The following is a 19,936-nucleotide window of genomic DNA, read 5'->3' on the forward strand; positions in this document are numbered from 1 at the left end:
ATCACAGTGTCCGCGCGATGATCTCCTTCATGATCTCGTTGGTGCCCGCGTAGATCTTCTGCACCCGGTTGTCCACCCACAACCGCGAGATCGGGTACTCGGTCATGTACCCGTATCCGCCGTGCAACTGCAGGCATTCGTCGAGGTTGGCCATGGCGCGCTCGGTGGTCCACCACTTGGCCATGGCGACCGTCGCGATATCGAGTTCGCCGCGCACGTGTCGTTCGATGCAGTGGTCCACGAACACCCGCATGATGCGGGCCTCGGTGGCCACCTCGGCGAGGGTGAACTTGGTGTTCTGGAAGCCGAAGATCGGCTTGCCGAACGCCTCCCGCTGCTTGGTGTAGGAAAGCGTGTGGGCCAGCGCCGATTCCACCGCGATGGTGGACCCGACCGCGAGAATCAGCCGCTCCTGCGGCAACTGCTGCATGAGCTGGATGAAGCCCTGCCCCTCTACGGTGCCGAGCAGGTTGGCGACCGGTATCCGGACCTCGTCGAAGAACAGCTCCGAGGTGTCCTGGCCACGCTGGCCGATCTTGTCCAGCACCCGGCCGCGCCGGAATCCGGGCCGGTCCGCCTCGACCAGGACCAGCGAGATCCCCGCCGCGTCACCGGTTCCGGTCTTGGCGACGACGATGATCAGGTCGGCCTGGCCGCCATTGGTGATGAACGTCTTCGACCCACTGACCACGTAGTCGTCGCCGTCGCGCACCGCCCGCGTCTTCACGTTCTGCAGGTCCGAGCCGGTGCCGGGTTCGGTCATGGCGATCGCGCCGACCACCGAGCCGTCGGCCATCTTCGGCAACCACCGCCGCTTCTGCTCCTCGGTCCCGTAGGCCAGCAGGTAGTGCGCCACGATGGCGTTGTGCAGCGGCCCGCCCCAGGACGAGTCGCCGACGCGCGCCTGCTCCTCGATCAGCACCGCCTCGTGCGCGAAAGTGCCGCCACCGCCGCCGTACTCCTCGGGAATCGACATGCACAGCAGCCCGAGCGAGCCGGCCACCTGCCATAGATCGCGATCGACGTGATGCTGGGCGATGAACTTCTCGATATTCGGGGCGATCTCCTTTTCACAGAAGGCGCGCGCGAGCTTGCGCAGCTCGTCCAGATCCTCGTCCAGCCAAGGGGATCGGTACTCGTAGGTCATGGATCAGGCGGCCTTCCGGGCGGGTTCACTGCGGTAACGCGAGGGCGTGCCGTCGATGCGGCAGAGGCGCCACAGCACGCGGGCGACGGGGTTCATCAGGTCGAGTTCCTCGGCCAGCATGCGGACGTCGGCGAAGAAGTTGCGCAACATCTTCCGGGCCTCCGGGTTGCGCCAGAAGATGTCGCGCACGACCGAGTGCGGAACGTCGCAGTCGTGGCGGAACTTGCGGGTGGGGACGGCGATCAGGTCGCAGATGATGCGCATGGTCGGCGCGAAGACCAGCGAGAGTGCGAACTTCTTGATCGGACCGAGTTGCGGCACATGGTGTTCGAGGTACTGATGCGCGAAGCTGATGTGCCGCGCCTCCTCGGCCACATGGATGGTCATGACGCGTTCGAGCATGGGATGGGTGCGGTCGCCGCCGCGCAACACGGTCTTCTGCGCGTGATCGATGGGCTCCTCGCCCGCCAGCACCATCACGAAGAACCATTCCGGGAACAGCGAGGCCAGGAACGGCACCAGCGGTCCGACCACCCGCACCCAGGAACGCATGCCCGCGACATCCATGCCGACACGGTTGACCACCTCCTGGAACATCATGGTGTGGTTGCACTCTTCGATGGCTTCGTGTGTGCAGTAACGGAATTCGGGCGACCCGTTGGGCACCGAGAACACGTACTGCATGAGGCCGCGAATGAGCAGGTTCTCGAATTGCAGCCCAACCTTGGCGACATTGGCCTGCCGCCACATGCCGATGTGGATCTGCCGTTCGCGCGGCAATGCCTGGTACCAGGGGTGCGCGCCGAAGGGGTCGGTGGGCGGGAGGATCCAGCGGTCGTCGTCCGCGCGGACCACGAAGTCGGGGTGATCCCAGTCGATGTCGACGTACGGATCGAAGCGCTTGTTGACCGATCCATCCGAGAGCGTGCTCAGCGATTCGGTGTATGCGTCGAGGCCGAGGTGTGCGTTCACGGCATTTCTCCCTGTTTCGGGTGACCGCGACATCATGTCGCGATAGGACCGACGGTACCGGTCCCGACATGCCGAAACAAGAGTGATCGCGACACAATGTCGCGCACACTCTGTGACAAGCGGAGAAGAAGGAGAATCAGAGATCGAGCGGTGCGGGCGGATCGGCGAGCAGCTCCGCGATCGGCCGGTCCGGGTCGACGGCGAAGCCGCGGGTGCGGGCCATCGCGTCGAACAGCGCCCAGATCGAGTCGGCGAGCAGACGGGTCAGTTCGGCCTCGTCCAGATCGGCCGGACGCGTCTCCAGCCACCGGGTCACCCCGCCGTCCACCAGCGAGACGATGGCGAACGCAGCCGGGTCGATGCCCGGATGCTGTTGCCCGACAACACTCGCCGCCAGGGTGAACAGTTGCGCGACGCGTTCGGCGATGGCCGCCTTGGTCCCGACCACCACGGCCTTGCCCGCCGGATCACCGCTGCCGGGACCGCGCTCGATCCAGCCGTGCAGCCGGGCGTGCACCGCCACCCAGCCGACGTAGGTGCCGACGATGCGGAAGATGGTGTCGCGCAATCCTTCTTCCGGCTCGAAGTCCGGCATCACCAGCTCGACCACGCTCTCGACGGCGAACTCGCGCGTCTTCGCATCCAGGTCACCGCGATCGCCGAAGTGCCGGTAGACCACCGACCGCTTCACCCCGGCGCGGTCGGCGATCACCTGCAGCGGAATGTCCGCGCCCGGTGCGGATTCCTCGATCAGCTCGATGTAGGCGTCGATGATGGCGCGGCGGCGCTCGACATTGTGCTCGCCCCAGCGACCACCCGTCGCCTCCGCCCTGTCCACCGCCATGCGGTCAAGCATCCCATCCGGGAGCTAGCGCGGCGGGATCAGGACATCGTTGAGGGTGACCAGTTGCAGGTTGCGTTCGCGGATGATGTCGGAGAGCTGGTCGTAGAGATGGGTGACCGTCGGCCGGTTGGCGTGGCCGATGACGATGGCCTGGGCCCGGAACCACTGCCGGGCGGCATCCAGCAGCATGCCGTCGTTGATCACCGTATTGGTGTCGTTGAGGCTGCCGTACCACATGGTCGGAACGGTGTAGCCGCAGTCGGCGGCCACGGCATCGACACTGCCGTTGTGGTGGCCGTAGGGCGGCCGGTAGTACGGGGTGCCGTCGGTGCCGTACTGGTTCCAGAGGAAATCCTTGCAGCGGTTGAGCTGATCGGCGATCGCGCCACCGGATAGTCGCGTCAGGTCCGGGTGATCCCAGGTGTGATTGCCCAGCTGGACCTGGCCGGAATCGACCAAGGGCCGCAGCGTATCCCGGTGATCCAGCCAGCCGGGGTAGTAGGCGGTCACGAAGAAGGTGAGCCGAGCGCCGGTATTGCGGGCGAAATCGATGAAGCCGCCGATGGTTTCGGAGCTGGCCCCGTCGTCGATGGTGAGCGCCATGTGATTGCCGTCGCCGGGCAGCGCGCTGATGGTGCCGGTCCCGATCGGCGTCTTGGGCCCGAAATCCGGTGTCGTCTGCGGCATTCCCGGCAGCTGCGGGACGATGCCGGAGGATCCGGAGTCGAAGGGGAAGTCGGCGCGTGCTTCACCGGTGCCCAGCAGGGTGGCAGCCGTGCCCGCCGCCAGCATCGTCAGCAGCCGTCGTCTGTCCATGTCGAACCTCATTCCCTCACTCCGGCACCGCGCATGGCACCGGAACTTTCACTCCCCCAACGCAACCCCGGGGGTCAGGTCGGCGACACCAGCACGTCGTTCAGCGTCACCAGCGACAGATTGCGGGACCGGATGATGTCGACCATTTGGCCGTAGCAGTGGGTGACGGCCGGATGGTTGGCGTGTCCGATGACAATGGCTTGCGCGTTGAAATACTTACGCGCGCACTCGATCAGGTAGTCCTCGGTGATGACACCGGAGTCCGACAGCGAGCCGTACCACATGACGGGAACGGTGTAACCGAGATCGGCTGCCACCTTGTCGACCGTAGCATCGTGGCGGCCGTACGGGGGACGGAAATACGGTGCACCGTCCACGCCGAAGTTGTTGCGCAGGAACGTCTTCGCCTTGGTGAGCTGCGTGGATACCTCGGCCGCGGACAGTTTGGTGAGGTCCGGGTGGTCCCAGGTGTGATTGCCCAGCTGGATCTGGCCCGAGTCGACCAGCGGCCGCAACGCGGCGCGGTGCGTGGTCCAGGAGTCGTAATAGGCGGTGACGAAAAAGGTGAACCGCGCGCCGGTGTCCTTGGCGAATTGGATATACGCGCCGACCACCTCCGCACTCGCGCCGTCATCGACGGTGAGCGCCAGATTGTTGCCGCTGCCGGGCAACGCGGTAATCGTTCCGGCGGGAATTCGGGCCTTCGGTGCGCCCGAGGGCGTCGGCAGCGCCTGCGGCACCGGCGAGGGCGCGGGCGTGGTGGTGGGACCGCTGATTCGCGGGGTCACCTTGTGCGGGGAGGGGTCGGCGGAGCAGCCCGTCAGGGCAGTCGCAGTGCCCGCGGCGAGCAAGGCGAGCAGCTGTCTTCTATCCATACCTGTCGATCACTCCGAAATATATATTTTTGCGCCGTGCCTCCCTCGCAGGGCTCATCATTTATATCCACAGGTTGTGAACCGAACACGAAATCTGTGCGAAATGATTCGAATTCAGTGGAGAAATTAAGGCTGCTCTCAGAGAGGTCCGGGAAGCCTCAGCGTGCGATGGGCCGCAACACGATTTCGGTGGGATGCGCGTCGCGCGGGGTCTCGACGGCTCCCCGCACCGCCCGCGCCACGGTCTCGGCGGTCAGGAACTCCCGCGGCTCGTACGCCCGCCCCTCCTCGGCGATGATCGCGCGCTGCATGTCGGTGTCGATGCGACCCGGATGCACCGAGGTCACCCGCAGCGCGGGCTCCTCGAGCCGCAGTGCGTCACCGAAGGCGCGCAGGCCGAACTTGCTCGCCGCGTACACACCCCACCCCGGATTGGCCCGCAATCCCGCACCCGAATTGATCAGCACCACATGGCCGTTGGCGGCACGCAGCGCGGGCAGCAACAGCCGGGTCAACTCGGCGACCGCGATCAGGTTGCCTTCCAACGTATTCCGCCACTGCTCGACGCTGGAATCGGCTATCGTTCCCAGGTCGGCGATTCCGGCGTTGTGCACCAGTACATCCAGCCGTTCGATGCCCTCGACCGCGCGCGCCACCGCCGCGTAGTCGGTGAGCTCGACCGGCCACCCGGTCGAGCCGGGCAGCTCACGCAGGATCGGGTCCAGGGCCCCCGGCGTGCGCGCGCCCAGCAACAGCCGGTGCGACGGCGCGAGCTCCCGCGCGATGGCCGCGCCCAGCCCCCGGCTGGCCCCGGTGATCAACGCGGTGGGCGCCTCGGTGCTGGTGTTCGCGGAATTCGCCATGAGATCACGGTAACCGCGTGGGGTCGGACTGCGATGCATCGGTCGGGCACACCAACGCTCGACTGATTCATGAGAAGGCGAACGAAGTGCAATCTGGCGATCAGGAGCCGTCCTCCAGTCCGGTCCATCGCGCGTACCTGCGAGTCCCAGCGCAGAATAGGGCGATGACACACCCGGGATTCACGCCCACCCAGCTCGCGGCCCGCGCGGCCTACCTGCTGCGCGGCAACGACCTGGGCACCATGACCAGCGCCGCACCGAAGCTGTATCCGCACATGTGGAGCTGGGACGCGGCCTTCGTGGCCGTCGGCCTGGCGCCGCTGAGTGTGGAGAGAGCCGCGCTCGAACTCGACACCCTGCTGTCCGCGCAATGGCGCAACGGCATGATCCCGCACATCGTCTTCGCCAACGGCGTCGACGGCTACTTCCCGGGACCCGCCCGCTGGGAATGCCGCAGACTCGCCGCCGACGCGCCGGACGGACCCGATACCTCCGGCATCACCCAGCCGCCCGTGCATGCCATTGCAGTGCAGCGGATTCTGGATCATTCGCGCCGCCACGGCCGCAGTACCCGCGCGGTGGCCGAGGACTTCCTGAATCGGCGCTGGGGCGATCTGATGCGCTGGCACCGCTGGCTGGCCTACGCCCGCGACCCCAAGCAACACGGCCGCATCACGCTGTACCACGGCTGGGAATCCGGCATGGACAACTCGCCACGCTGGGATCGCGCCTACGAGAACGTGATTCCGGGTCCGGACCTGCCGCCCTACCAGCGCGAGGACCTGCAGGTGGTCGGCGATGCCACGCAGCGGCCGTCGGACCGCGAGTACGACCGCTACATGTGGCTGGTCGAGCAGATGCGACGCGCCGGGTATGACGACTACCAACTGGCCTCGACCATGAGCTTCGCCGTCGAGGACGTGTTCGTGACGGCCATCTTCGCGCTGGCCTGCGATGTGCTGGCCAATATCGGCGAGGACTACAAGCAGCCGCACGCGGACGTGCGCGAGCTCTACGAGTGGGCCGACTACTTCCGCGCGGGCGTGGTCGCCACCACCGACGCGCGCAGTGGGGTGGCCCGCGATTTCGATGTGCGCGCGGACAAGTGGATCGAGACCGAGACGCTCGCCTGCTTCGCACCGCTGCTGTCGGGCGGGCTGCCGCGCGACGCCGAACGTCGGCTGCTGCGGCTGTTCGAGGGGCCGCGCTGGTGCGGGCACCCGGATCTGCGCTACGCCCTGCCGCCCTCGACCTCCCCGGTGTCCAAGGACTTTCGCCCGCGCGAGTACTGGCGCGGACCGGTGTGGCCGGTGATCAGCTGGCTGTTCTCCTGGGTCTTCGCCCGCCGCGGCTGGGCGGAACGGTCGTTCATGCTGCGGGCGGAGGGTCTGCGCCAGGCCAGTGACGGCAGCTTCGCGGAGTACTACGAGCCGTTCACCGGTCTGCCGCTGGGCAGCATGCAGCAGTCCTGGACCGCCGCTTCGGTCTTGGATTGGCTTGGATAGCTAACGTTTGGCGAACATCACAGGCCAGCCTTCACGGCTATAGGCACAGTTCGGCCTAGCCTTTTTTGGCATGACCGGACGAAGCCTGATGAAAGTACTCACAGTCGCAGCTACCGGCATCCTGATGGCTACCCCAGCCGGGGTGGCCGCCGCCGACGTCGAGGGCCCCGATGTGGCCTCCTATCAGCACCCGGGCGGCAGCGGCATCAACTGGTTCGGCGTGCGCGCGGCCGGATATCAGTTCGCCATGCTCAAGGCCACCGAGGGACTCAGCTATGTGAATCCGTTCTTCGTGCAGGACAGCCTGTCCATGCGGGTGGCCGGAGTCGCCCGCGGCACATACCATTTCGCGCGGCCGGCCGACTCGCCCGAACTCCAGGGCGCGTTCTACTCGGCCCTGGTACTGGGCCAGAACGGGCTGCTGGATCTGCCGCCGGTGCTGGATCTCGAGGACTCCGGCGGACTGCCGCCGGACGCCCTGATCGATTGGACCCATCGGTATCTCAATACGGTGCAGGCCATGACGGGTCGCCGCCCGATCATCTACACCTATCCGCGCTTCTGGCGCACGGCCATGGCCGATACCAACCAGTTCACGTCCTACCCGCTGTGGATCGCCGACTACCGCGGCAACGACCAGCCCGAAGTGCCCGGGGGCTGGCCTGCCTGGACCTTCTGGCAGACCACCGACTCCGGAGCGATCAACGGCATCGGCGCGGGCGTCGACCTCAACGTGTACAGCGGAGCCCAGGGCGATTTCGGCGGCTTCGCCAATATCCCCTTCAGCGGCAGCGCCAGCGGATCCGGGCGCGGCAGCAGTTAGAGCACCTGGGACAGGAACTGGCGCAGGCGCGGGGTTTCCGCATTCTCGAAAAGCGCCTCGGGCTTACCGGTTTCGACCACCTGACCGTGATCCATGAAGACCACCTGGTCGGAAACCGAACGGGCGAAGCTCATTTCGTGCGTCACGATGACCATCGACATGCCGCCGTCCGCCAGCTCCGCCATCAGCGCCAGCACGCCCTTCACCAGTTCGGGGTCCAGGGCCGAGGTGGCCTCGTCGAAGAACATGATGTCCGGCTTCATCGCCAATGCCCGCGCGATGGCCACGCGCTGCTGCTGACCGCCGGACAGATTGCCCGGCCGCGCATCCGCCTTCCCAGCCAGCCCGACCGCCTCCAACTGCTGCACCGCCAGCGTGCGCGCCTGCTCCTTGGACAGGCCGTGCAGCTTGCGCGGGCCCAGCGCCACATTGTCGGCGGCACTCATGTGCGGGAACAGGTTGAAATGCTGGAACACCATGCCGATGCGCTGCCGCAGCCGGTCCGGGTTCTCGCCCAGCACCGACTTGCCGTCCAGCAGAATGTCGCCCGCGTCGGGTTCGTGCAGCCGGTTGAGCACCCGCAGCAGGGTGGACTTGCCGGAGCCGGACGGGCCGATCACCGTGGTGGTCTTGCCCGCGTCCACATGCACGTCGACGCCGCGCAGAATCTCGTTGCGGCCCAGCGTCAAGCGCAGGCCCGTGCCGGTCAGGGAGGCACTCATGCTCCACGCCCTTCGGTGATGACGGCCTGTTCGATCGGTTCGGCGGTGGGCTGTGGTCGGCCTTCGCGCATGCGCTTGTCGATGTAGTTGACCAGGTGTGTGAGCGGCACGGTCAGCAGCAGGTACATCAGACCCGCCGCCACCAGCGGCGACAGATTTCCGGTCTGCGCGTTGAGATCCCGGCCCACCGCGAACAATTCGCGCTGGGTGGCCAGCAGACCCAGGAAGTAGATGAGCGAGGAATCCTTGATCAGCGCGATGAACTGGTTCATCAGCGCGGGCAGCACCCGGCGCACACCCTGCGGGATCACCACCAGCGTCATGGCCTGCCGGTAACCGAATCCGATGGCGCGGGCCGCCTCCAGCTGTCCGGCCTCCACCGACTGGATGCCGGAGCGGAAGATCTCACCGATATAGGCCGACGCCAGCAGGGCCAGCGCGATCGCGCCCAACCAGTACGGATTGTTGCCGGTGATGTTCTTGACCAGCGGGCCCACACCCAATCCGATGATCAGGATGATCACCACCGCGGGCAGGCCCCGGAAGATATCGGTGTAAACCCGTGCGGGCCAGCGCAACCAGCGGGTCCGCGAAATACCCGCCACCGCCAGCAGCATGCCGAGCACGGTGCCGAGCAGACCCGAAACCAGCGCCAGGATCAGGGTATTGGGCAGACCCGTCTTGATCAGATCGGGAAAAGCCTTGCGGTACAGCGACCAGTCGAAGAACGTGTCCTTCAGCTGTGCCAGCGTGGATTTCGGTGCGACACCGCTGTTGTCGGGCTTGTCCTTGGCGTGCTCGGCGGCGATCTCGGTGAAGTTCGGCCAGTCCGGCGCGGCGACGGCCTTCGACCCCGGCTTCCAGCCCGGTGGCGGCTGCCGCGGCACCCAGTCCTCGTACAGCTTCAGGTAGGTGCCGTCCGCGATCACCGCGTCCAGACCGGCATTGAGGGCGTCGGTCAACGGCTGATTGCCCTTGCGCACCGCCCATGCGGTGAAGTTGTTGACGCTGAAGGTGTTCTGCACGATCGAGGTCGGATCGCCCGCCTTGATCACGCCGATCGCCTGCTGCGAGGGCGCGACCCAGGCATCGATCTGGCCGGACTTCAGGTTCGCGTAGGCGGTGTTGTAGTCGGGGAACTTCACCGGATCCAGGTGCAGTTCATTGACCACGTACTCGTCCTGCACGGTGCCCTGCACGACACCGATCCGATTGCCCTTGTGCAGATCCGCGAAACCCTTGATCCCACTGCCGTTCGGCACCACCAGCGAGAAGTACCCGAAGTCGTAGCCATTGGTGAAGTCGACCAGCCGCCGCCGCTCATCGGTGGTGGTGATGCTGGAGGAGCCGACATCGAAGCGATTGTTGGCGACCTGGGCCAGCAGGCCCGAGAATTCGGTGCCCGTGAATTCCACCTGCAAGCCGAGTTTCGCGCCGATCGCCTTCAACAGCTCGTTGTCGAAGCCGGTGAAGACGCCCTTGGAGTTCACGCAGATGCTCGGCGGCGCATCGGACAGCGTGCCGATGCTCAGCTTGCCGGCCGTGAGCAACCCCAGCTTGCCGACATCGATGGTGTTCAGCGGCGCGGTGGTGGCGGTGGTGAACCGGTCCGCCCCGGCGTCGCGCTGTCCGGACGCCAGATTGGTCGGCGCGGCGCTGGCGGCGGCCAGGCCGGGCGGCGAGCACAGATCGCCATTGTCGGCCGCGGCCCCGCCCGCCCCGAGCGTGACGGTGCCGACCAGCCCAACGAGCAATACTCCCGCTAGTGCCAGGAGGCGAGTCGGCCGACGGCGTCGGGGCGCGCCCGGGCGCAAGGGAACCATGGCAAATCACCCTAATAGGGATGACTTGCTATTCCAGAGTTACCCTCACGCGGATTGCTGATTGTGCCGATCTCGCCAGGCCACGGCCTCGAGGATGCGGGTCATGTCGTAGTCCGGTCCGCCCACGCCTACGGTGAACAGGCTGACGCCCGCCGCCGCGTACGCCTCGACCTGGTCGGCGCCCGGCCAGGCCACCGACTTGGCGATGGCCGAGGCGTCGGTGCCGACCTCGGCGCAGTGCTCGCCCAGGATGCCGATCTTGCGCTGCAGCACGTCGATGTCGGAGAAGCTGTGCCAGATGTGGGCGTACTGGGCGACCAGCCGCAGCGTCTTGCGCTCGCCACCGCCGCCGATCAGGATCGGGATGTCGCGCACCGGCTGCGGGTTCAGCTTGGCCAGGCGGTCGGCGATGCGGGCCATGGCGTCCTTGAGTCCCGCCAAACGGCTTCCGGCCGTGCCGAATTCGTAGCCGTACTGGTCGTAGTCCTTCTGGAACCAACCCGCTCCGATGCCGAGGATGAGCCGCCCATTGCTGATGTGGTCCACCGTGCGCGCCATATCGGCCAGCAGGTCCGGATTCCGGTAGCCGCCGCCGGTGACCAGCGCCCCGAGCTCCACCCGCTCGGTCTGCTCGGCGATCGCGCCCAGCATGGTCCAGCATTCGAAATGCGCGCCCTCGGGATCCCCGTAGAGCGGATAGAAGTGATCCCAGTTGAAGACGATATCGACCCCCGCGTCCTCACATCGCCGCACCGCATCCCGGATCAATCCGTAGTTGGGGGCCTGCTGGGGCTGCAACTGAACTCCGATACGAACCGGCTGGCTCATGAAGGGCTCCTCCGTCGGTGAACACTGCGCCCCATTCTGCCCCTCGGCTACGCTCTGGGCCGACCCTCTACAACGGATCGTCCGGCACGTTCCTGCCGGTGAAGGGAAGTGTTCAATCGTGGCAACGGTGACTTTCGACAAGGCCACCCGGCTCTACCCCGGCGGGAACAAGCCCGCCGTGGATGCCTTGAACCTCGAGATCGAGGACGGCGAATTCCTGGTGCTGGTCGGGCCTTCCGGCTGCGGCAAATCCACCTCGCTGCGCATGCTCGCGGGGCTGGAGGAGGTGAGCGGCGGCCGAATCCTGATCGGGGACAAGGACGTCACGCACGCCGAGCCCAAGGAACGCGATATCGCGATGGTGTTCCAGAACTACGCGCTCTACCCGCACATGAGCGTGGCGGAGAACATGGGCTTTGCGCTGAAGATGGCCAAGGTGTCCAAGGAGGAGCGGGCGCAGCGGGTGCTCGAGGCGGCCAAGCTGCTGGATCTGGAGCCCTACCTGGACCGCAAGCCCAAGGCGCTGTCCGGTGGTCAGCGCCAGCGCGTGGCCATGGGTCGTGCGATCGTGCGGCAGCCGCAGGTGTTCCTGATGGACGAGCCGCTGTCCAACCTGGACGCCAAGCTGCGTGTGCAGACCCGCACCCAGATCGCGCAGCTGCAGCGCCGGCTCGGCACCACCACCGTCTACGTCACCCACGATCAGGTCGAGGCCATGACCATGGGCGACCGGGTGGCGGTGCTCAAGGACGGGCTGTTGCAGCAGTGCGCGTCCCCGCGCGACCTGTACCGCAATCCGGCCAACCTGTTCGTTGCGGGCTTCATGGGTTCGCCCGCCATGAACCTGTTCACGCTGCCGGTCAGCAATGGCTCGGTCACGCTGGGCGGCTGCCCGCTGCCGCTGCCGCGCTCGGTGGCCGCGGCCACCGGCGAGAACGTGGTGGTCGGCATCCGGCCCGAGCACCTGGAGCCGGTCGGCGACGGTGCGGGTATCGCCATGGAAGTTGATGTGGTCGAGGAGCTCGGCTCGGACGCCTATATCTATGGCCGTACCGCCGGTGACGGGGAAACCATTGTGGCGCGGGCGGATTGGCGCAACCCGCCCGCCAAGGGCACCCGCCTGGCGCTGGTGGCGGACACGGATCACACCTACTTCTTCCACCCGGAGGACGGGCGTCGCCTGAACTGACGCGCGAGTCTCACGAATGGCGGCGGGTTTTCCGCCGCCATTCGTCGTTCACCCGGACCCGCAGATTCTCCAGTGGCACTGGGTTTCCCGAGGCGCTGCGGAGTTCGACGGCGACCGGTTCGCCGGTCGAATCCTCCAGTCGTTGCAGGGGCGCGACGCCGTCCTGCAAATACTTGTCACCCCACTGCCACAGGGCGACCACCGCGGGCAACAGGTCCAAACCCATTGGGGTGAGGACATATTCGTTGCGCGTGCGCTTGCCCTCTTCCCGGTACGGTCGCTTCTCCAGCAGCCCCGCGTCCACCAGTTTGCGTAGCGCGCTCGACGCGGCGGCGTCGGTGATCCCCACGCGTGCCGCGAACCCGTCGAACCTGGTCGTCCCGTAGTAGCTCTCGCGCAGGATGAGAATCGCCGAGCGGGTACCGACGATGTCCATCGCCTTGGCGATCGAGCAGCCGTCCGGCGTCCACGCACCCAGGTCGCTGAGCTTTCCTTCCATCACTGCCGACATGGCGTACATCATACCAACCTGACTTGCCCTAACTATTGCCAGCTCCTACGCTAACTATATAGCGATGAAGCTAGAGGCTCTGGAAGGAACGTCATGAGAGACGCAGTCATCGTCGAAGCGGTCCGCACCCCGATCGGCAAGGGCAAGGCCAACGGCGGTTTGCACGGCACCCATCCCGCCGATCTGCTCGCGCACAGCCTCCGGGAAGTGGTGCGGCGCACCGAGATCGATCCCGCGCTGATCGACGATGTGATCGGCGGCGTGGTCACCCAGGTCGGCGAGCAGGGCTCCAACCTCACCCGCCGCGCCGCCCTGGCCGCCGGATATCCGGAATCGGTGCCCGCCACCACGGTCGACCGCCAGTGCGGCAGCAGCCAGCAGGCCATCCACTTCGCCGCCCAGGGCGTCATCGCCGGGGCGTACGACATCGTGGTGGCCGCGGGCGTGGAGTCCATGAGCCGGGTTCCCATGGGCGCCAACCTGGTCGGTGCCGAGGACATCGCGGGCGTCGGCTTCGCGCAGCGCTATCCCGAGGGCCTGGTGCCGCAGGGCGTCAGCGCCGAACTCATCGCCGCCAAGTGGGGCCTGAGCCGCACCCAGCTCGACGAGTTCGCCCTTTCCAGCCACGAGAAGGCCGCCGCCGCAACCAAGGCGGGCGCCTTCGAGGCCCAGCTCAGCCCCTACGGCGGGCTTGCGGTGGACGAGGGCATCCGGGTCGGCAGCACGCTGGAGACGCTCGGCGCGCTGCGCCCCGCCTTCTACAGCGAGGAGATGGCCGCCCGCTTCCCGCAGATCAACTGGAACATCACCGCCGCCAACTCGAGCCCGATCAACGACGGCAGCGCCGCCACCCTCATCATGACCAGCGAACGCGCCGCCCAGCTCGGCCTGCGCCCGCTGGCCCGGGTGCACAGCTTCGCCGTCGCGGGCGACGATCCCCTGCTCATGCTGACCGCCGTCATCCCCGCCACCCGAAAGGTCTTGGCGCGCTCCGGACTCGACCTCGCCGACATCGACCTGTTCGAGGTCAACGAGGCGTTCTCCTCGGTCGTCCTGGCCTGGGCAAAGGAAACCGGCGCGGACCTCTCCAAGGTCAACGTCAACGGCGGCGCCATCGCCCTCGGCCACCCCCTCGGCGCCTCCGGCGCCCGCCTGGCCACCACCCTCGTCCACGCCATGCACGACCGCGGCGCCCGCTACGGCCTGCAAACCATGTGCGAGGCAGGCGGTCTCGCAAACGCCACCCTCTACGAGCGCCTCTGAGCTGGCCTTCGTTCCACCGACCCGGTCGCCGAATTCACGTCTGTCCCGCGAACCCCGGGTTCGCGGGACGTACGATGGCGAGGAATCCCGAGCCGAAGGATGACCACCGTGTCGGAAGCTTTCGATTGGCTGTCACCCGAGACCTATATTCTGTCCTGCGACATAGACGACTATCTGGTACTGCCGGAGGCATTGTCGAGGTCGGTCGAGGTAAAGGACGGGATGATCGTATTTTGCGAGTCCCCGTCGCCGAATCACAACGTCATCTCCTACAACCTCCGGCGGGCACTCGCCGAGGGCGAAGCACGGCGAACGGATCGGCAACCCTGTCTGCGGGTGAATCATGATGTCGACATGCTGGTCTCCGAGGTCCCGTTCCATTACAAACGGCCCGACGCGATTGTCTACCGGTGCATTGAACAGTCCCGGCCCCGCTGGAAAACCAAACCCACCATCGCCGACACGATCCTGATCGTAGAAGTGGTGTCGCCCAGCACGATTACCACCGACACCATCGACAAGCGGGCCGAATATGCACGCTATGGCATCCAGCACTACTGGATCGTCCGCATGGCGAACGACGACGGCCCGGCGATATCCATCGAGATGCTCGTACTCGACTCCGCGGGACAGTATGTGTCCAATGGACACCGGACCCGCGGTGAGCACGCCAGCGCCGCGATCGAGACGTTGGCCCCCTTCGAGGTTCGGCTGACCTGGGAAGAGCTCGACGAAGGTCTCGATTGATCTCGTTGCTGAACGCAACCACGGCAGTCAGCAGGCCGAGCAGCGCTGAGCGGCGTGCGACGCGCCTACTTCTGCCCGCCGCTGGAACCCGGAACTCTGCGCCGGGCAACCCTTTTCGCCACCGCCGCTCAGCAGGCCCGGCTGGAGGTCGTGGTGGCCTTGAGCCAGTGGGTGGCGGATCCGCTGCACCCGGCGGTGCATGCGCGGGAGAAGTGGCTGAGTAGCCAAGTCCTGCAATCGATGTCGGAGATCGGGCTGGTGACGGTGAATCCGGGGTGGTTCGCCGACAACTACCTGGCCGCGCTGGAAGCGGCCGCCCAATTCGGGATCCTTGCCATGCCGCTGGGCGAGGGTCGCAATGCTCCGCCCGCCACCGAGGACATCGCGGCGGTGATCACCGGTGCGCTCATCGATCCCGGACCGCACCTCGGCAAGACCTACCGGCCCACCGGCCCCCGCCTACTGGACCCCGGCGAGATCGCCGACGCCTTCGGCCGTGCGCTCGAGCGGAAGGTCGAATACCGCGACACTCCCCTGCCGCTGTTCCTCAAAGTCGCGAAGTCCCTGGGCTTCTCGGACTTCGTCATCGGGCAGCTGTACTGGTTCCTGCAGGACTACCGCGATGACGCCTTCGGGATCGGCGCACCCACCGATGCCGTGCTCGAGGTCGGCGGCACGCCACCCGAACCGTTCGACGACATCGTGCGGCGCTATGCCCGATCGAGTCCGCTGGCCACCCGATCCGTTCCCGCGAAGTTCCGTGCCGTCGCTCACCGGCTCGGCGCGCTGCTGACCCGGGCTCCGGACCTGAATGCCCTTGCCTACCAAGCGGTCAACCCACCCCTCACCAACCCGGCCCGGGCGGTGGATTCACTGCGCTGGCAGCACGCTCACGGCGACGATCGCGGTCAGTAAGCCGAGGCCCCAGGCCTCCACCAGTAGCGGGAAGGCGACCAGTGCGGTGGTCCATGCCCGCTGGCGCAGGGCTATCGCGCGAATTGTCCACAGCAGCACCAGCAGCATGGTCAGTGCGATCCCCAGCCAGGCCACCGCGTCCGCCAGCGGGAGGTAGCGGGTGTCGGCCGTGGCCGGGAACAGCCCGCGGTAGTCCGGCACCAAGCCCGCCACCGTCCAGGCCGAAGCACAGGCTCCGAGATAGATCACCACGGTGGCAACGAAATCCGCGGCCGTGATCGGCGGCCGCCGCCATCCGGCCACCCCTCCAGCATGCCGGTCAGTTGATGGCGGTGGCCACCAGGATGTGCCCGGCTCCGCCCGCGAGGGCGATGATCGGCAGGGCGATGGCGGGCCACAGCCAGGCCCGGCGGCCGGTCATGGCCGCCACCGAGGTCAGGATGATCGCCACGATCAGCACCAGGAACGTCGCGCCGCCACCGATCAGCAGGCCCCACAGCGCCGAGGCAGGCGGGCGGATCAGCACACACTTCGCGGCCGGCGGCCCCAACTGCACCGTGCAGCGATTGTGGACCAGATCGGAGAGCTTGGAGAAGAGGTCGTAGGCCCACCCGAACGACACCGCCACACCGACCAGGCACAGCAGCGACGCCACCAGCACGTCCTTGCCGCGCACCGGTTTACGCTCGGAGCCCGCCGTGGGCAGTGCCGCCGCGGCCGCCTCCGCGGGCGGCAGCTTCGACGGCATGGTCAGATCGTTCTCGCCGAAGGACTGCCCGGATCCGACCGCGTCCTGCGGGAACGACGCACCGGCCGGAGCCCAGACATCCGGCGAGACCTCCACGACCGGTGGGTAATTCGAGCCGGTGTCCGGATGGCCCGGCCCGGCGCCGTAGGGCTGGTTCCCGGCACCACTCTCCGCGGGCTGCCATCCCCCACGAGGCGGGCCTGCCGGTCCACCGGAACCAGCCGCACCACCGGCATTGCCCAGCGGTCGGGGCGGCGCGGACGGCGGCGCTTGCCTCCGGCCCCGGGCCTGGTCCGCGCCCCGGGCGTCGAGGCGGCCACCGGGCGGCGACGGCGGAACCGGCGCGGGCGGGGTTCGGTTGCCGCCCTTGGGGAGGGTGGGCCCGGCCGGATCGAGCGCCTCACCCGGTGGACGCGCGCCCGACGGCGGCGCGGGAGGCGGCGGCGGAGCCTGGCGGCCCGGCCCGGGCAGCGTCGGGCCTGCCGCACCGGCCAGATCCTCGGGCCGTGGCGCGCCCGGCGGGCGTTGCGAGGTGGGACCTCCCGGCTGCCGCGGACCCGCCGGATTGCGCTGCGGCCCCGCGGCGCGCGGACCCGGCATATTCGGATTGCCCTGCCCCGCCGCCGAACCCGCGTCACCGGGCCGCGCACCCGCTCGTCCGCCGGGCGGTGCGGAGTGCCCGCCGTCGGCCTCGGGCCCCCGGGGCGGTCCGGGCTGGAAGCCCGGAGGCGAGGGAGGCGGACCGTCCGGTCCGGGACGACGGGGCTCATTGGGCCGGTTCATGTGTGCGTTCTCCCCCAAGGCGCAGGTCTGGAGCCGGAATCGGCTTCCTTCGGATTGTGACCCGCGCACGCCCGCACCGCCACCCGATACCTCCGGGGGCGCTGGGTAGGGTGCGGGAGGTGAGCGATGGCGGCGGTGCGGTGGATTTCGAGTCGGCGGTGGTCTACGCGATTCCGATGCGAACCCGGTTCCGAGGGATCACCGTGCGCGAGGGCATGCTGATTCCCGGGCCGCACGGCTGGGGCGAATTCTGCGCCTTCCCCGAATACGACGACCGCGAGGCCGCCGCGTGGCTGGCCACGGCCGTGGAGCAGGCGAACGCGGGATGGCCTGCGCCGGTGCGGGATCGGGTGCCGGTGAACTGCATCGTGCCCGCCGTCGGACCGGAGCGGGCCCGGGAGATCGTCGCCGCCTCCGGGTGCCGCACGGCCAAGGTGAAGGTGGCCGATCATCCGGATTCGCTGGCCGAGGACCTGGATCGGGTCGCCGCCGTGCGGGAGGCGCTAGGACCGGACGGCGCGGTGCGGGTCGACGCGAACGCGGTGTGGGAGGTGGACACCGCCGTCGAGCACATCCGCCGAATCGATCGGGCCGCAGGCGGTTTGGAATATGTCGAGCAGCCTTGCCGGACCGTGGCGGAACTCGCCGCGGTCCGCAAGCGGGTGAGCGTGCGCATCGCCGCGGACGAATCCATTCGCCGCGCCGAGGATCCGCTGCGGGTGGCGGTGGCCGGGGCGGCCGATGTGGCCGTGCTGAAATGCACTCCGCTGGGCGGGGTCCGGCGGGCGCTCGAGGTCGCGGAGGCGGCGGGACTGCCCTGCCTGGTGTCCTCGGCGCTGGAGACCAGCGTCGGCCTGGCCGCCCAGGTGGCACTGGCCGCGGCGCTCCCTCACCTCGACTTCGCCTGCGGCCTGGACACGTTGTCGCTGCTCACCGGTGATGTGGTGACCGAGCCGCTGCGCCCGGTCGACGGCTGGCTGCAGGTCCCGCGCAGCGCACCGGTGCCCGACCCGGAACTGCTCGATCGCTATCGCCACCCGGATCCGGAACGCACCGACTGGTGGCGTCAACGGCTGGCACGCGTCGCGAAACTGCTCTGACCGCGCTCAGGCGATCCGCACCCCGCACGAGTACATGGTGGTGCGCATCAGCAGCGCCGCCTCCGGCCCGATGATCCCGTCCAGCAGTTCGAGGTAGCGGGCGCAGAATTCGGGTCCGTGCGCGGCGGTCTCGGCGAGATCCGGGTCCAGGTGATGCGCCAACTCATGCAGAATCACCAATTCGCGCAACGCCCAGGCGGTTCCGCTGCCGTGCAGCGGCACGGCCAGCACCGCACCGGCGGATTCGTAGTGGGCCGCCTTGGCCCCCGCCCGTGCCCGCACGACCACAGGCGCGGTCGATCGATCCCATTGGGCGCGAACCCAGTTCAGTGCCAGCACCCGATCCGCGTACGCCTGCACCGATTCCACCGATGCGAAGCGCCGCTCGATCGGCAGCGTGATGTTCGACCCGTGCAGCTCGACCGTGCGCAGCCCGAATTCGTCGGCGCGGTCGAACATTCCGCGCACCAGCCCCTCGGCGTCGTACACCTGGGAGCGCTGCGCGTCCCGCACCGCCATGCGCGCGACCGCTATTCGCCCGCGCCGCGCGGCAGCTGCCCGCGCGCTCCGCCGAGTTCCGTTGCGTTGCCCAGCCGGGCCGCCTTGCCCGCCCGGTCACCGGCGCGTCGCGCGGCCGCCGAGTATCCGGCCGAGGCCGCCGGCCCCCGCCAGGTGCCTCGCGCCTCGGAGGTGCGGGAGTAGAAGTCGGTGAGCTCGAGCTCCTTGTTGCGCAACGCCAGTGCCGTTCCGGTGGGCGCGGATTCGGCCGCGTCGGCCCGCACGGCCGCGGTCTCGACATCCGCCTTCACCTCGGCCAGGCGACGGCCGATCCGCGCGGCGAAGGCCATCTGGAAGTTCAGCCGGGCCGTCACCCCCGCGACCGGCACCTGCACGGGCCGCTGCACCTGGCGGCCGTACCGGCGTTCGACCACGATCTTCTCGGTGGTCGCCGACCGATAGCTGCCCGACTTGATGTACTGGTCCGACGCCCGCACCATCTGGATCAGCAGACTCGTGTAGAGCGCCTCGCAGGTGTCGATATCGGTGTCGAAACCGTAGGCGTACACGGTCGTCGAGGACCTGGCCACATCGCAGCGCACATCATTGGCGGCGGCGATGGCCACGAACAGCTGCACATAGGTGCGTAGCCCGCGCTTGCCCGCCTCGCCGATCGGGATCACCCGCTGCGTCGGCACCGGCCGCCGCTCCCGGTTCGCGATATGCGCCCGCGCCACCGCCAGATCCACCGACGAACCGGTCGCCAGGCGCTGCGCGGCAGCCAGAAAGGCCTCGGCTTCATGCTCGTTGTCGGTCGATTCGGCCTGCCGCAGCAGTCCCCCGATCCGGGTGAGCATCTTGTCCTGTGAAGACATCGCGGACCAGCTTAACGCCCGCGAAGATCATCGTGGTCAGCGTCCGAACGACGAGGTAGTACCGGCACCGGGAACCTCCACCCTGTATC

General features: G+C 67.8%; 21 protein-coding genes. 7 read left to right on the forward strand and 14 right to left on the reverse strand.

Going from position 1 to position 19,936, the window contains the following annotated elements:
• Nucleotide 1: 1 nt before the first annotated feature.
• From ACYVN4_RS13975 to ACYVN4_RS14000, 6 genes are all read right to left on the reverse strand, one after another.
• Nucleotides 2–1,147 carry an acyl-CoA dehydrogenase family protein gene (locus ACYVN4_RS13975; protein WP_460721055.1) on the reverse strand — a complete coding sequence of 382 codons (1,146 nt, stop codon included), beginning with the start codon at nucleotides 1,145–1,147 and terminating at the stop codon, nucleotides 2–4.
• A 3-nt stretch (nucleotides 1,148–1,150) separates the two neighbouring features.
• Nucleotides 1,151–2,152, reverse strand: coding sequence for an AurF N-oxygenase family protein (locus tag ACYVN4_RS13980; protein ID WP_460722643.1), 1,002 nt, complete (start codon nucleotides 2,150–2,152; stop codon nucleotides 1,151–1,153).
• A 103-nt stretch (nucleotides 2,153–2,255) separates the two neighbouring features.
• Nucleotides 2,256–2,963 carry a TetR/AcrR family transcriptional regulator gene (locus ACYVN4_RS13985; protein WP_460721057.1) on the reverse strand — a complete coding sequence of 236 codons (708 nt, stop codon included), beginning with the start codon at nucleotides 2,961–2,963 and terminating at the stop codon, nucleotides 2,256–2,258.
• Between the two features lie 24 nt (nucleotides 2,964–2,987).
• A complete protein-coding gene (locus tag ACYVN4_RS13990; protein ID WP_460721059.1) occupies nucleotides 2,988–3,779 on the reverse strand; it encodes a polysaccharide deacetylase family protein in 792 nt (263 codons plus the stop codon).
• 74 nt (nucleotides 3,780–3,853) lie between these two features.
• On the reverse strand, nucleotides 3,854–4,654 hold the full coding sequence (locus tag ACYVN4_RS13995; protein ID WP_460721061.1) for a polysaccharide deacetylase family protein: 801 nt from the start codon (nucleotides 4,652–4,654) through the stop codon (nucleotides 3,854–3,856).
• 158 nt (nucleotides 4,655–4,812) lie between these two features.
• On the reverse strand, nucleotides 4,813–5,517 hold the full coding sequence (locus ACYVN4_RS14000; protein ID WP_460721063.1) for an SDR family oxidoreductase: 705 nt from the start codon (nucleotides 5,515–5,517) through the stop codon (nucleotides 4,813–4,815).
• A gap of 164 nt (nucleotides 5,518–5,681) precedes the next feature.
• Between ACYVN4_RS14000 and ggh the strand changes: the two genes are divergently transcribed.
• Nucleotides 5,682–7,022: a glucosylglycerate hydrolase gene (gene ggh / locus ACYVN4_RS14005; protein WP_460721065.1), complete on the forward strand. Its 1,341-nt coding sequence runs from the start codon at nucleotides 5,682–5,684 to the stop codon at nucleotides 7,020–7,022.
• Between the two features lie 70 nt (nucleotides 7,023–7,092).
• Entirely contained in the window at nucleotides 7,093–7,845 is a 753-nt protein-coding gene (locus ACYVN4_RS14010) for a glycoside hydrolase family 25 protein (protein ID WP_460721067.1), read from the forward strand.
• Here the strand turns inward: ACYVN4_RS14010 and ACYVN4_RS14015 are convergent.
• From ACYVN4_RS14015 to ACYVN4_RS14025, 3 genes are read right to left on the reverse strand one after another with little or no spacing between them, the layout of a single operon-like run.
• Complete coding sequence (locus ACYVN4_RS14015; RefSeq protein ID WP_460721069.1) at nucleotides 7,842–8,567, reverse strand: amino acid ABC transporter ATP-binding protein; 726 nt, start codon at nucleotides 8,565–8,567, stop codon at nucleotides 7,842–7,844. The two genes, ACYVN4_RS14010 and ACYVN4_RS14015, sit on opposite strands and share 4 nt — an antisense overlap.
• The gene (locus ACYVN4_RS14020; protein ID WP_460721071.1) at nucleotides 8,564–10,390 is read right to left on the reverse strand and encodes an ABC transporter substrate-binding protein/permease; all 1,827 of its coding nucleotides are present in this window, start codon (nucleotides 10,388–10,390) and stop codon (nucleotides 8,564–8,566) included. The genes ACYVN4_RS14015 and ACYVN4_RS14020 overlap by 4 nt, the downstream gene beginning before the upstream one ends.
• A 45-nt stretch (nucleotides 10,391–10,435) precedes the next feature.
• Nucleotides 10,436–11,218 carry an LLM class F420-dependent oxidoreductase gene (locus tag ACYVN4_RS14025; protein ID WP_460721073.1) on the reverse strand — a complete coding sequence of 261 codons (783 nt, stop codon included), beginning with the start codon at nucleotides 11,216–11,218 and terminating at the stop codon, nucleotides 10,436–10,438.
• 118 nt (nucleotides 11,219–11,336) lie between these two features.
• Here ACYVN4_RS14025 and ACYVN4_RS14030 point away from each other — a divergent pair, with 118 nt between their 5' ends.
• The gene (locus ACYVN4_RS14030; protein ID WP_460721075.1) at nucleotides 11,337–12,407 is read left to right on the forward strand and encodes an ABC transporter ATP-binding protein; all 1,071 of its coding nucleotides are present in this window, start codon (nucleotides 11,337–11,339) and stop codon (nucleotides 12,405–12,407) included.
• Nucleotides 12,408–12,417: 10 nt separating this feature from the next.
• Here the strand turns inward: ACYVN4_RS14030 and ACYVN4_RS14035 are convergent, their stop codons facing one another.
• On the reverse strand, nucleotides 12,418–12,918 hold the full coding sequence (locus ACYVN4_RS14035) for a winged helix-turn-helix transcriptional regulator (RefSeq protein WP_460721077.1): 501 nt from the start codon (nucleotides 12,916–12,918) through the stop codon (nucleotides 12,418–12,420).
• 93 nt (nucleotides 12,919–13,011) lie between these two features.
• Between ACYVN4_RS14035 and ACYVN4_RS14040 the strand changes: the two genes are divergently transcribed.
• From ACYVN4_RS14040 to ACYVN4_RS14050, 3 genes are all read left to right on the forward strand, one after another.
• Nucleotides 13,012–14,181, forward strand: a complete 1,170-nt coding sequence (locus ACYVN4_RS14040; protein WP_460721079.1) for a thiolase family protein — start codon at nucleotides 13,012–13,014, stop codon at nucleotides 14,179–14,181.
• Nucleotides 14,182–14,289: 108 nt separating this feature from the next.
• Nucleotides 14,290–14,928 carry a Uma2 family endonuclease gene (locus ACYVN4_RS14045; protein WP_460721081.1) on the forward strand — a complete coding sequence of 213 codons (639 nt, stop codon included), beginning with the start codon at nucleotides 14,290–14,292 and terminating at the stop codon, nucleotides 14,926–14,928.
• 54 nt (nucleotides 14,929–14,982) lie between these two features.
• On the forward strand, nucleotides 14,983–15,843 hold the full coding sequence (locus ACYVN4_RS14050; protein WP_460721083.1) for a Rossmann-fold NAD(P)-binding domain-containing protein: 861 nt from the start codon (nucleotides 14,983–14,985) through the stop codon (nucleotides 15,841–15,843).
• On the opposite strand, the gene ACYVN4_RS14055 is transcribed toward ACYVN4_RS14050, so the two are convergent.
• Entirely contained in the window at nucleotides 15,799–16,146 is a 348-nt protein-coding gene (locus ACYVN4_RS14055; RefSeq protein ID WP_460721085.1) for a hypothetical protein, read from the reverse strand. The genes ACYVN4_RS14050 and ACYVN4_RS14055 overlap by 45 nt on opposite strands.
• A gap of 16 nt (nucleotides 16,147–16,162) precedes the next feature.
• Nucleotides 16,163–17,374, reverse strand: coding sequence for a hypothetical protein (locus ACYVN4_RS14060; protein WP_460721087.1), 1,212 nt, complete (start codon nucleotides 17,372–17,374; stop codon nucleotides 16,163–16,165).
• A 119-nt stretch (nucleotides 17,375–17,493) separates the two neighbouring features.
• Here ACYVN4_RS14060 and ACYVN4_RS14065 point away from each other — a divergent pair, with 119 nt between their 5' ends.
• Nucleotides 17,494–18,474, forward strand: a complete 981-nt coding sequence (locus ACYVN4_RS14065; protein ID WP_460721089.1) for an o-succinylbenzoate synthase — start codon at nucleotides 17,494–17,496, stop codon at nucleotides 18,472–18,474.
• 6 nt (nucleotides 18,475–18,480) lie between these two features.
• On the opposite strand, the gene ACYVN4_RS14070 is transcribed toward ACYVN4_RS14065, so the two are convergent.
• Together ACYVN4_RS14070 and ACYVN4_RS14075 are read right to left on the reverse strand one after the other, a co-directional pair.
• Nucleotides 18,481–18,993: a TIGR04338 family metallohydrolase gene (locus ACYVN4_RS14070; RefSeq protein ID WP_460721091.1), complete on the reverse strand. Its 513-nt coding sequence runs from the start codon at nucleotides 18,991–18,993 to the stop codon at nucleotides 18,481–18,483.
• Nucleotides 18,994–19,004: 11 nt separating this feature from the next.
• Entirely contained in the window at nucleotides 19,005–19,847 is an 843-nt protein-coding gene (locus ACYVN4_RS14075; RefSeq protein WP_460721093.1) for a DUF2786 domain-containing protein, read from the reverse strand.
• Between the last annotated feature and the right edge of the window lie 89 nt (nucleotides 19,848–19,936).

The sequence above is a fragment of the Nocardia heshunensis genome (assembly GCF_054782115.1).

Coding starts and splice junctions, on each gene's coding strand:
- ACYVN4_RS14040 (WP_460721079.1), top strand. CDS start 13,012: ATGAGAGACGCAGTCATCGTCGAAGCGGTCCGCACCCCGATCGGCAAG.
- ACYVN4_RS13975 (WP_460721055.1), bottom strand. CDS start 1,147: ATGACCTACGAGTACCGATCCCCTTGGCTGGACGAGGATCTGGACGAG.
- ACYVN4_RS14075 (WP_460721093.1), bottom strand. CDS start 19,847: ATGTCTTCACAGGACAAGATGCTCACCCGGATCGGGGGACTGCTGCGG.
- ACYVN4_RS13985 (WP_460721057.1), bottom strand. CDS start 2,963: ATGGCGGTGGACAGGGCGGAGGCGACGGGTGGTCGCTGGGGCGAGCAC.
- ACYVN4_RS14015 (WP_460721069.1), bottom strand. CDS start 8,567: ATGAGTGCCTCCCTGACCGGCACGGGCCTGCGCTTGACGCTGGGCCGC.
- ACYVN4_RS14000 (WP_460721063.1), bottom strand. CDS start 5,517: ATGGCGAATTCCGCGAACACCAGCACCGAGGCGCCCACCGCGTTGATC.
- ACYVN4_RS14025 (WP_460721073.1), bottom strand. CDS start 11,218: ATGAGCCAGCCGGTTCGTATCGGAGTTCAGTTGCAGCCCCAGCAGGCC.
- ACYVN4_RS14020 (WP_460721071.1), bottom strand. CDS start 10,390: ATGGTTCCCTTGCGCCCGGGCGCGCCCCGACGCCGTCGGCCGACTCGC.
- ACYVN4_RS14070 (WP_460721091.1), bottom strand. CDS start 18,993: ATGGCGGTGCGGGACGCGCAGCGCTCCCAGGTGTACGACGCCGAGGGG.
- ggh (WP_460721065.1), top strand. CDS start 5,682: ATGACACACCCGGGATTCACGCCCACCCAGCTCGCGGCCCGCGCGGCC.
- ACYVN4_RS13990 (WP_460721059.1), bottom strand. CDS start 3,779: ATGGACAGACGACGGCTGCTGACGATGCTGGCGGCGGGCACGGCTGCC.
- ACYVN4_RS13980 (WP_460722643.1), bottom strand. CDS start 2,152: ATGTCGCGGTCACCCGAAACAGGGAGAAATGCCGTGAACGCACACCTC.
- ACYVN4_RS14060 (WP_460721087.1), bottom strand. CDS start 17,374: ATGAACCGGCCCAATGAGCCCCGTCGTCCCGGACCGGACGGTCCGCCT.
- ACYVN4_RS14010 (WP_460721067.1), top strand. CDS start 7,093: ATGACCGGACGAAGCCTGATGAAAGTACTCACAGTCGCAGCTACCGGC.
- ACYVN4_RS13995 (WP_460721061.1), bottom strand. CDS start 4,654: ATGGATAGAAGACAGCTGCTCGCCTTGCTCGCCGCGGGCACTGCGACT.
- ACYVN4_RS14035 (WP_460721077.1), bottom strand. CDS start 12,918: ATGTCGGCAGTGATGGAAGGAAAGCTCAGCGACCTGGGTGCGTGGACG.